Raw genomic sequence first — 8921 nt, forward strand, 5'->3', positions numbered from 1 at the left:
ACGTTCAACTCAATTGCCGCCTTCGAAAGGCTCTCCAGACGCGCCGTCGCCTCTATGGCGAGCATCACGCGTAACGGGGGGACATGTCGCCAATATTCACGAGCTGCTCTCATGTGCCACGCGCATATCGCCCGGTCTCAATAGCGCAATTTTAAGGCCTGAGTTCACACAGATGATCTCCATCACATGACGGCCCTTTGTATCAGGTGTCAAGGTCGTCGCACGTCACCGTGTTCACTCGTCCCGAAGTCAAATCTAATCCCGTATCATGGTCATGACCCTGAATACCCGCTGCGACGATGTCGGATAAGTGACATAGCAATATTATTGCTATCATGTTGATCGAGAACGATTTTACCTTTGGCATGATACGTGCGCAGGTTTTTAACAAGGCGCCTAGACCGAGGAGAAGTGGATGCGATACTGCCGACGACGATATTTGGTGGTGACCTGGAAGCTTAGCGGGGATTGGGGAGATTTGGCTCCGCACAAGGGGTTCGTTACCGTCAATGCACGCCAGATTACACTAGCGATCGTGGCCCCCCGAGCCGATCCGAACCAGTGTGAGCGGTTACGGGGCGCGGCGCCTAGGGCCGGAACTGCCCAGCTTGGTGGGTGGACTGCGGGAGGGTGAAGATGGCAGATTGGTCTTCTGCGGCGCGCGGAAGTGCCTGCGAACCAGGCGATCTGGAAAGGCATCCTGCAGCGCGATCTATTTCCTCCAGCGTCTTTGTTGGCAGTGGTACGGGCGCAGTCAGGTGCGCTGAGCTGGCAATGGAGACAGGTCAAATAATTAGTGCGGCCCTGTGTGGCGACACCATATTCGCAGAGTGGGCGGTTCGTGCCAACATCCCGTGCATGGAAAGTGTTAAAGAGCTCTCCTCTTTTTTGAAGGCTGAGCCGGTGGATTGGATTTTCTCCATTGCCAATCCGTTGATATTGCCGCCGGACGTGTTTGGGCGGGTGCGTCGAGCTGCTTTCAATTACCCCGACGGTCCATTGCCACGATATGCGGGAACGCACGCGACGTCGTGGGCGCTGCTGGCGCAAGAGACCGAATATGCCATCACGTGGCATCGGATCGATGATGGTGTTAATGCTGATGGCGTCGTGGTTCAGCGACAGGTGCTGATTGAGCCCACCGGTACCGCACTGACCCTGAACCTTAAATGCTATGCAGCCGCGATCGAGGGCTTCCGCGAGCTCTTAACTGGCTGCGAGAACGGGAAGCTTACGGCCTATCCGCAGGCGCTGGTGGATAGAAGCTATTCCCGAGATGTCGACGCCCAGATGCGGCAGGGTGTCCGGGATGGGATCAATCCGCGCAAGAGTTGTCAGCGATGACGCGGGCCCGGGCTTTGGGCCATGTCATCCCAATCCAATGTGCCCTGCCCAAGGCTCTCGTAGGCGATGAGGCTGTCACAGTCAGACGCCTGGAGGTGTTGGCTCGACGCTCGGGCGTTCCGGCAGTTTCCTTGCTTGAAGTCCACTCCAGCCATTGGCGTTTAGCGACGGGTACAGAGGATGTCGATGTTTCCTTTGACGCCCCTAATGGGCAAGTGCTGGACGCGCGAGCCCTCGCTAGGCACTCCAATCTGGATGAAGGTAGTCGCCTCCGGACGGCGGCGGACATCCTTCGCAGATGTGCATCCACGAGCTGTTCGAGGCGCAGGTGCAAAAGGCGCCGGAGACGGCGGCAGTGGTCTGCGATGACGAGCGCCAGAGCTATGGCGAGCTCGATCGGCGCGCCAACCGCCTGGCGCATCATGTGATCGGCCTCGGGGCGAAGCCGGAGGAGCCGGTGGCGATCTGCCTGGAGCGCACCCCGACCATGGTGGTGGTGTGCTGCCCTTGCTGAATGACTTTTTGGACGTCATCCGCGTCCGCATACGAGTGACCGAGAGGATGAGATAATGGAATTCGACTATATCGTCGTCGGGTCCGGCAGTGCCGGATCACCAGTCACCGCACGACTTTTAGGGAGGGGCGCCAGAGTTTTGCTACTCGACGCCGGCAAGCGCGAGAGACTCCACATCACGCGTATTCCGGCGTCCTCAATGTTTACCGTTGGGAACAAGCGGTATGACTGGAACTATACTACGGAGCCGGATCCAACGCGCAACGGACTCAGGGAATCATGGCCGCGCGGCCGAGTGCCGGGCGGCTCGTCGGCCATCAACGGTATGGTCTTCATTCGCGGCGCACAGACCGACTATGACGGTTGGGAGCAGCTCGGCAACAATGGATGGGGCTGGAATTCCGTGCTCCCTTACTTTCGTAAGATGGAGACCGCGGACAAATATGTGGACAATGATGCATATCGCGGGGGCATGGGGCCATTGCAGGTCTCCACCCTGCGTTGGCGCATCCCGGTTTCAGAGAAATTCATAGACAGTCTTGTGAATTTGGGCGTTCCATATAATCCTGATCTCAATGGACCCTCGCATGAAGGGGTTGCTTGGAATCAGGGCTCCACGAAGAACGGCGTGCGCCATTCGGCATTCGACGCGTATATCGGACCTCTGCAGAAAGACCCGAACTTGGTATTCATGGATAATGCCTTGGTGAACAATGTCATAATGGAGACCAACCGCGCGAAGGGCGTCGTTTTCACGCGCGGTGATCAGGTTATGCGCGCAAGTGCGCGACACGGCGTCGTACTATCCGCCGGTACTCTCAATTCGCCAAAGATCCTGATGCTGTCCGGCATTGGCAATCCGACCGAGCTGTTGAAGCATGGCATAAAAACCGTAGTGGCAAGCCCGGAAGTGGGCCAGAACCTTTTAGAGCACCCATGCCTCTATGTGCTGGCTGAGGTGGATATCAAGACAGGAAACGCCTACGCGTCCGGCGTCGGCCGGGTTCGGGCGTTCGCAGAATGGGCTTTTGCAAGGAAGGGCGTCCTGACTGAGTCGCTGGCGCAGGTTATAGCGTTCCTGAAGTCCACTCCCGATGAAGAAGTGCCCGATCTGCAATTCCACCTTTTGCCCTTCGGCTTCTCTATGAAGAATGGGAGGCGGCACGTCCCAGCACGGAATCTCGTCAGTATCTACGCGAACGTAAACCATGCAAAAAGCAAGGGTCATTTGTTGCTGCGATCGAATAATCCCCGAGATCCTATAGCTATTTATCCACGTTTACTCGCCCATCCGGACGACCTTAAACGGGTTTTGCTAGCCGTAGATTGGGTTCGACGGGTGGCGTCGACGCCACCCTTCGGTAGTCACGTACTTCAACTTCTCGACATTCCTTCCCGGGGGGAGGGACCTGAGGCAGACGAACAATTTGTGCGCAGCGCAACCATACCAGGCTACCACCCCGTCGGGACATGCCGAATGGGCATCGATGACCGCGCCGTCGTGACTCCTGACCTCCGCGTACGGGGGACGGAGGGGCTATGGGTCGCTGATGCATCGATATTTCCAACGCACATCGCAGGCAATACTAACGCGACTTGTATCATGATCGGTGAGCGCGCGGCGGCACTGATCCCCCCTTGAGCAAGTACACTCGCCGATATGAACACTCGTTTTGCGCGCCCCTTGTTTCCGTGCAAACGACGAGGAACCTCAACAATGCCGAGCGCAGGGCTGCTTGCCACCGAAGCCGGTGAGGAATGCGGTGAGATTGTGCGCCGAGCGCATCGCAGAGATAGCCGCCTTCCTGAACGATGACCGTCGGCAGGCCGAGCCCGGCAATCGCCTCGCCGATGCGCGAGAAGCCGGGCGTCGTCACCGACAGTCCGCCGAACGGATCCCCTTCGAAGGCGTCGAGCCCGAGCGCCACCACCAGGCTTCCCGCGCGAAGGCACGAATGCGCTGGAAGGCGGCGCGCAGCGCTTCGAGAAACGCCGCGTCGCCGGACTTTCGCGGCAGCGGCAGGTTGAGGTTGTAGCCGAGGCTGCGCCTTCTCCGCGCTCGTCGGCATGGCCCCAGAAGAAGGGATAGAAGCGCACCGGATCGGCATGCAGCGAGACGGTCAGCACGTCCGGTCTCGCGTAGAAGATGCCTTGCGTGCCGTTGCCGTGATGCAGATCGACATCGAGGATAGCGACACGCGCGGCGGTCTTGCGCAGCACCTGCGCGTCCATCGCCGAATTGTTGATAAAGCAGAAGCCGCCAGCGACATCGGCGAAGGTGTGGTGGCCCGGCGGGCGGCAGAGCGCGTAGGCCGAAGGCGCGCCGGCCATCACGGCTTCGGCAGCTTCGACTGCGCTCCAGGAGCTCCAGAGCGCGCTGTTCCAGGTCTCGACCGAGATGGGGCAGGCGGTGTCGGCCATGTGGTAGCCGGCCTGGCCGACCGGGTAGGAGCCGCTGCGGGCGATCGGATGAATGTTTGGGATGACTTCCGCCGAGGCGCCTTCGATGCGCTGCCAGCGCGCGAAGATGTGCTGGAGGAAGTCGTGATATTCGGGTGTGTGCACGGCGGCAATCGGGCCAACGCCATGGTCTTTCGGCCTCTATAGTCAAGCCGGCCGATCTTGCGCCGGCTAGCAATCTTTCGACCCGTGCCGGGTTTTCAGGGTGGGGCCGGGCTGTACCGTTGGAGAGGTAGACTTCGGGATGGTGGCGTCTTTGTTCATTAGCGTAGAAGGCTTTCATCGTTGCTCCTCTGTTACATCGGCAAAGGCGAAGAAGGGCTCGCCGACGATCTTTCGCACCTGCTCGTAGCTCGACCAGCCGATGCCAAGCTTTTCATAGAAGGCCTTGGCCCTCTCGTTGTTGGTACCGACGGAAAGCCTCAGATAGACCCCGCCGGCGGCGCGGCACTCCCTGGCTACGCGCCGCAGCAGCTTCTCGCCGATCCGCCGGCCGCGAAAAAGGTCCTCGACATAAAGGTCCTGAACATAGACGCCCGGGCGGCCCATCCAGGTCGAGAAGATCGGGAAATGCAGGCAAAGGCCCGCGAACTCGCCGTCGACTTCGGCGATCAGGGTCGAGAATGCGGGGTTTTTGCCGAAGCCGTAGCGGCGGAGGTCATCCGGCGTCGACTTAATCTCCTGACGGGCATCGATGTGCTCGCCGAGCTTGAGCAGGGCGGCGTGGATGGTATCGACGTCGTCGACGCGGCCGGGACGGAGCGTGACCGGCTGAGCGGGCGCGGCATCGCTCATCGACGGTACGGCGCCAACAGGGGAGTGGGACGGGACGTAAACATCTCAGGATGTCTCAAAACGCCACCTATCGCCGCCCTTCAGCGCGAATTTCGCGCGCTTCGGCGGGCTTTGCGGCCTCCGGCGACAGGCCGTCGAGAATGCCACGGATGCGGCGGACCTGATCGGCATTGGATTTCGCCAGTTGCCGCCCGTCATAAAGGCTGTCCTCAGCCCGACGCGCACATTGCGCCCTTGGTGGCGGCGATCGAGATCAAAGGCATCTGGTGGCGGCCGGCGGCCAAAACCGAGAACCGGTAGCTGTCGCCGAACAGTTTGTCGGCGATGCGCTTCATATGGATGAAATTGTCCGGATCGGCGCGGATGCCGCCGAGGATGCCGAACACGAATTGCAGGAACAGCGGCCCCGACACCAAGCCGCGATCGCGCAGAGCCGTCGATGAAGCGGCGGCCGTCCTTGGTCCAGAAATAGATGCCTTCGGCGCGGTCGACGAGCGGCCGGCGCAGGCTGGAGAGATAGAACAGATGCGACGGCGGTCGGGCTTCAGTGGACCAGGGCTGCAGTTCCAGTTTCGGCATGTCAGGATTTCCCAAGATCATGTGCTGCCATAGGCAGTGGTGATGGTTCTCTTGATGCCGATGCACTTACGGATCGCCTTGCCGAGATAGGCATCGGAACCAACGACCTCGTTCTGGTCAGTGACGAAGTTGAAGCGCGTATTCTCGCTGCTCATCAATCTTCGAGTCACCGCGACCTGAGCCTAGAGAAGATCGGAAGTCCATTGCGCAGCAGGCGCTCCAATTCGGGTGATAACCTGTCGCAGCGCTCCGCACCTTCGCGTCGAACTCGCACACCTCCTTGGCTCAGATGACGACGACCGCTCTTGATCGAGGCCACTCGGAGCAGGATACACGGACACGGCTCGTCATTTTGCGAAATTCTAATAAATTGTCGTCGCAACATTCATAATAATATCAAAAAATTTTACGCGGTATGCAAATTCGCATTGAAGCAACATATAAATATCCAAACGAATTCAACAGCAATTAGCAAAATATTAATATATATATAGTTGACGGAGCGGACGGAGATGAGCATAGTTTTGGTCAGCGGTATGCCTCGCTTTCAATGTAAAGTAGCGTGCCTGCTGGGGAAACTGGAGGAAGCGCCGTGCGCCTCACTTATCGCCATATGCCCGATCGAATCGGTTTCATTGGCACCGGTAGTATGGGGCGACCGATGAGCGCCAGGAGCCTGGAGGCCGGCTATCCATTCGAGGCCTACATCGAGCCTCCGGGCGCAAAAGACCTAGTCAAAAAGGGGCCCGGTGGCATGACGCACCGCGATGCAGCCCCTTATTGCGACATCGTCATCACCTGTCTGCTGCTGCCAAATGATGTCCTTGAAACATACTTGGCGTGCGGGCCGCACCGACCGGGATGCAGCCGGGCAGCGGGTGGATCGACACATCGACCACCGACCATCAGAACACGTCAAAGGAGCACTTCGTGCAACAGGCAGGAAGGAGGCTTTTGGCTACGATGTCGCGGGTGCATTTGGTGAGGATATGGAATGCCTAATGACACTACCAACGCAAAGGCAACAAAGACGGAGCGAAATTCGACTCCAATTCCGATGCCCGATCAAAGTGATCGCCTGAGTGCTCCGTTTTGGAAGGCCGCAAACAGCAGGCGTCTGGCAATTCAAAGATGCGATAATTGCAGGGAATTTCACCACCCTCCGGTTGGCCTATGCCCGCGTTGCCGTTCGGACAGATTGAGCTTTGTGGAAGTAAGCGGAAGAGGGAAGGTCTATAGTTGGGCGATAGTCAGAGACGCGCGTATCGCCGCCTTTGAAGACAAGGTCCCTTACATAGTGGCATCGATCGAGCTCAACGATGCACCTGGCGTATTCCTTCTATCGAACATGCCCGGAACGGTGGCGGAGGAGATGCGACACGACATGCCCGTAAGAGTCGTCTTTGACGAGATCGCCGACGGCATTTTCATTCCGCAATTCGAATCAGCGGAAGCGTAAGGAACGAATAGTAATGGTGCGGGCTAAGGTTGCCGTTGTCGGCGTGGGGCATTCAAAGATCTATCGCCGGGCAGACGAGCCACTTGGGAAACTAGCCGTGGACGCGGCTCTCGCTGCGATCACCGATGCGGGCCTCGAGGTTAAGGACATCGATGGTGTTACGACTTCGCCTGAACATCCCGTAGCAGGAGCCGGCGCGGTGGACGGACTGGAGATCGTGAGCCCCTGGTTTATGATCAATGCCTTGAAGCTGAACCCAAGCTGGTCGGATCTAGCCGGTTATCTGGTGGCCCAATCTTTTGTCCAGGCGGTAAATGCCGTCGCTGCGGGCGCATGCAGATTCGCACTTGTTTTCCGCGCCTTGCATAACCCTACCGGCAGATATGGTCGCATCAACCCATCCGTCGTCCGTGGCGGCGAGCAATGGTCGTTTCCTTACGGTCTGACTGGCCCGGTTAGGCCGGCGCAACAACTGAGACGGTATGTGCACAAATACGGTGGCACGAAGGAGCAGTTAGGCAAGTTCGTAGTTCGTAACCGTGAACACGGCCTGAAAAATCCGAACAGTTACTGGCGCCAGCACAGTCCTGAGCACCTGACGCTGGACGATTACATGAACGCACGTCCCATCAGTGAGCCGCTGGGAATGCTCGACTGCGACCTTCCCGTCCAGGGGGCCGGAGCGTTTGTCATTACCTCAGTAGATCGCGCAAAGTCGCTGGTTCAGCGACCGGCCTATGTTCTCGGCAGCACCGTTTGCCCGGAGTTTTTCTCGCCGGTGTTTTTCTCTCCGAGAGTAGAAGAGGAGATCGACGTGGCCCGACGTATGGGAAAGCATCTTTATGCGAATGCGGGTATCACCGTAAAGGATGTTGATGTCGCTAACCTGTATGACGGCTACACGCCCATGGTCGCTTATTTCGCTGACGCCATGGGATTTTGTCCTGAGGGCGAGGGATTGGCCTGGATCGCCGATCCGGACGTTCCGCTGAACACCTCAGGAGGCAACCAGGGATGTGGTCGTATTCAGGGTGTGCCTCATCTGATGGACAGCGCGATGCAGGTTATGGGCCGCTCGGGCGAGCGGCAGGTTGCGGGCGCAAATATCGCGCTGGCCTGCGTCGGAACGCCGATGGAGTCGGTCAGTTTAGTCTTCTCGAGTGAAGCGCACTAGATGCTGAAACTGACCTGCCCGGCGCCCTCTGGCTTTCCATGGCCTTTCAACGCCTTCTGCGAGAGCCGCACGCAGAGAGGCCGAAGGCTTCAAGCCGGGCGAAACGACATAATCGGAAACCGCCAATCAAAGGGAAATGATATTGTGTCTGCAGGATCGTTCTTAGACGGCATCCGGGTAATCGAAGTCGCTGATGAACTTGGCGAATATTGCGGGCGGGTGCTCGCCGGCCTTGGTGCGGACGTCGTAAAAATCGAACCGCCGGGGGGAGATATTACGCGGACATACGGCCCGTTCTATGAAGACATTCCAGGCCCGGAACGCAGTCTCTATTTCTGGCAGTACAATCTAGGAAAAAGGTCGGTGGAGCTCGACCTTGATACACCTGAAGGACAAGCATCTTTCCTGCAGCTCGCAAAAGCTGCCGATGTGGTCATCGACACACGTCCACGTGACTGGATGAATACCCGCGGACTGGGGTATCTGGATTTAGCCAGGATAAACGGCCGTTTGATTTATGTGCGCGTCAGTGCGTTTGGTGACGATGGCCCGTGGGCCGATTTCAAGGGTAGCGACCTGATCCATCTGGCCCTCGG

General features: G+C 58.4%; 9 protein-coding genes and 4 pseudogenes. 8 read left to right on the forward strand and 5 right to left on the reverse strand.

Going from position 1 to position 8921, the window contains the following annotated elements:
* The first annotated feature begins 636 nt into the window (after positions 1–636).
* The 3 genes from NKH19_RS32520 (at position 637) to NKH19_RS32530 (ending at position 3500) form a co-directional block, all read left to right on the forward strand.
* Positions 637–1344 (forward strand): formyltransferase family protein, encoded by a 708-nt coding sequence (locus tag NKH19_RS32520; protein ID WP_352983790.1) that lies wholly within the window; start codon positions 637–639, stop codon positions 1342–1344.
* Positions 1345–1642: 298 nt separating this feature from the next.
* On the forward strand, positions 1643–1858 hold the full coding sequence (locus tag NKH19_RS32525; RefSeq protein ID WP_352983792.1) for an AMP-binding protein: 216 nt from the start codon (positions 1643–1645) through the stop codon (positions 1856–1858).
* A gap of 55 nt (positions 1859–1913) precedes the next feature.
* A complete protein-coding gene (locus NKH19_RS32530) occupies positions 1914–3500 on the forward strand; it encodes a GMC family oxidoreductase (RefSeq protein ID WP_352983795.1) in 1587 nt (528 codons plus the stop codon).
* 69 nt (positions 3501–3569) lie between these two features.
* On the opposite strand, the pseudogene NKH19_RS32535 reads toward NKH19_RS32530, so the two are convergent.
* The 5 genes and pseudogenes from NKH19_RS32535 to NKH19_RS32555 form a co-directional block, all read right to left on the reverse strand.
* A pseudogene (locus NKH19_RS32535) lies at positions 3570–4601 on the reverse strand (histone deacetylase family protein).
* Positions 4598–5113, reverse strand: coding sequence for a GNAT family N-acetyltransferase (locus NKH19_RS32540; RefSeq protein ID WP_352983798.1), 516 nt, complete (start codon positions 5111–5113; stop codon positions 4598–4600). The pseudogene NKH19_RS32535 and the gene NKH19_RS32540 overlap by 4 nt, the downstream one beginning before the upstream one ends.
* Positions 5114–5158: 45 nt before the next feature.
* A pseudogene (locus NKH19_RS32545) lies at positions 5159–5541 on the reverse strand (beta-keto acid cleavage family enzyme); the annotation flags it as partial.
* A pseudogene (locus NKH19_RS32550) lies at positions 5540–5692 on the reverse strand (aspartate aminotransferase family protein); the annotation flags it as partial. The pseudogenes NKH19_RS32545 and NKH19_RS32550, both read right to left, overlap by 2 nt.
* Before the next feature lie 17 nt (positions 5693–5709).
* Positions 5710–5847, reverse strand: a complete 138-nt coding sequence (locus NKH19_RS32555; RefSeq protein WP_352983800.1) for a hypothetical protein — start codon at positions 5845–5847, stop codon at positions 5710–5712.
* Between the two features lie 506 nt (positions 5848–6353).
* Here NKH19_RS32555 and NKH19_RS32560 point away from each other — a divergent pair.
* The 5 genes and pseudogenes from NKH19_RS32560 to NKH19_RS32580 all read left to right on the forward strand — a co-directional run.
* A complete protein-coding gene (locus tag NKH19_RS32560; RefSeq protein ID WP_352983802.1) occupies positions 6354–6677 on the forward strand; it encodes a hypothetical protein in 324 nt (107 codons plus the stop codon).
* Between the two features lie 72 nt (positions 6678–6749).
* Positions 6750–6881 (forward strand): annotated as a pseudogene (locus NKH19_RS32565) (zinc ribbon domain-containing protein); the annotation flags it as partial.
* 18 nt (positions 6882–6899) lie between these two features.
* A complete protein-coding gene (locus NKH19_RS32570; RefSeq protein ID WP_352983809.1) occupies positions 6900–7151 on the forward strand; it encodes a Zn-ribbon domain-containing OB-fold protein in 252 nt (83 codons plus the stop codon).
* A gap of 97 nt (positions 7152–7248) precedes the next feature.
* The gene (locus tag NKH19_RS32575; RefSeq protein WP_352983804.1) at positions 7249–8325 is read left to right on the forward strand and encodes a thiolase family protein; all 1077 of its coding nucleotides are present in this window, start codon (positions 7249–7251) and stop codon (positions 8323–8325) included.
* On the forward strand, positions 8326–8921 hold a 596-nt coding region (locus NKH19_RS32580), incomplete at its 3' end, for a CoA transferase (RefSeq protein WP_352983807.1). It lies immediately after the preceding gene.

The sequence above is a fragment of the Mesorhizobium sp. M1338 genome (assembly GCF_040318045.1).
GTDB lineage: Bacteria > Pseudomonadota > Alphaproteobacteria > Rhizobiales > Rhizobiaceae > Mesorhizobium.

What these genes read in the sequence shown, in the direction of transcription:
- NKH19_RS32525 (WP_352983792.1), top strand. Translation starts at nt 1,643, where the DNA reads ATGTGCATCCACGAGCTGTTCGAGGCGCAGGTGCAAAAGGCGCCGGAG.
- NKH19_RS32540 (WP_352983798.1), bottom strand. Translation starts at nt 5,113, where the DNA reads ATGAGCGATGCCGCGCCCGCTCAGCCGGTCACGCTCCGTCCCGGCCGC.
- NKH19_RS32560 (WP_352983802.1), top strand. Translation starts at nt 6,354, where the DNA reads ATGAGCGCCAGGAGCCTGGAGGCCGGCTATCCATTCGAGGCCTACATC.
- NKH19_RS32530 (WP_352983795.1), top strand. Translation starts at nt 1,914, where the DNA reads ATGGAATTCGACTATATCGTCGTCGGGTCCGGCAGTGCCGGATCACCA.
- NKH19_RS32555 (WP_352983800.1), bottom strand. Translation starts at nt 5,847, where the DNA reads ATGAGCAGCGAGAATACGCGCTTCAACTTCGTCACTGACCAGAACGAG.
- NKH19_RS32520 (WP_352983790.1), top strand. Translation starts at nt 637, where the DNA reads ATGGCAGATTGGTCTTCTGCGGCGCGCGGAAGTGCCTGCGAACCAGGC.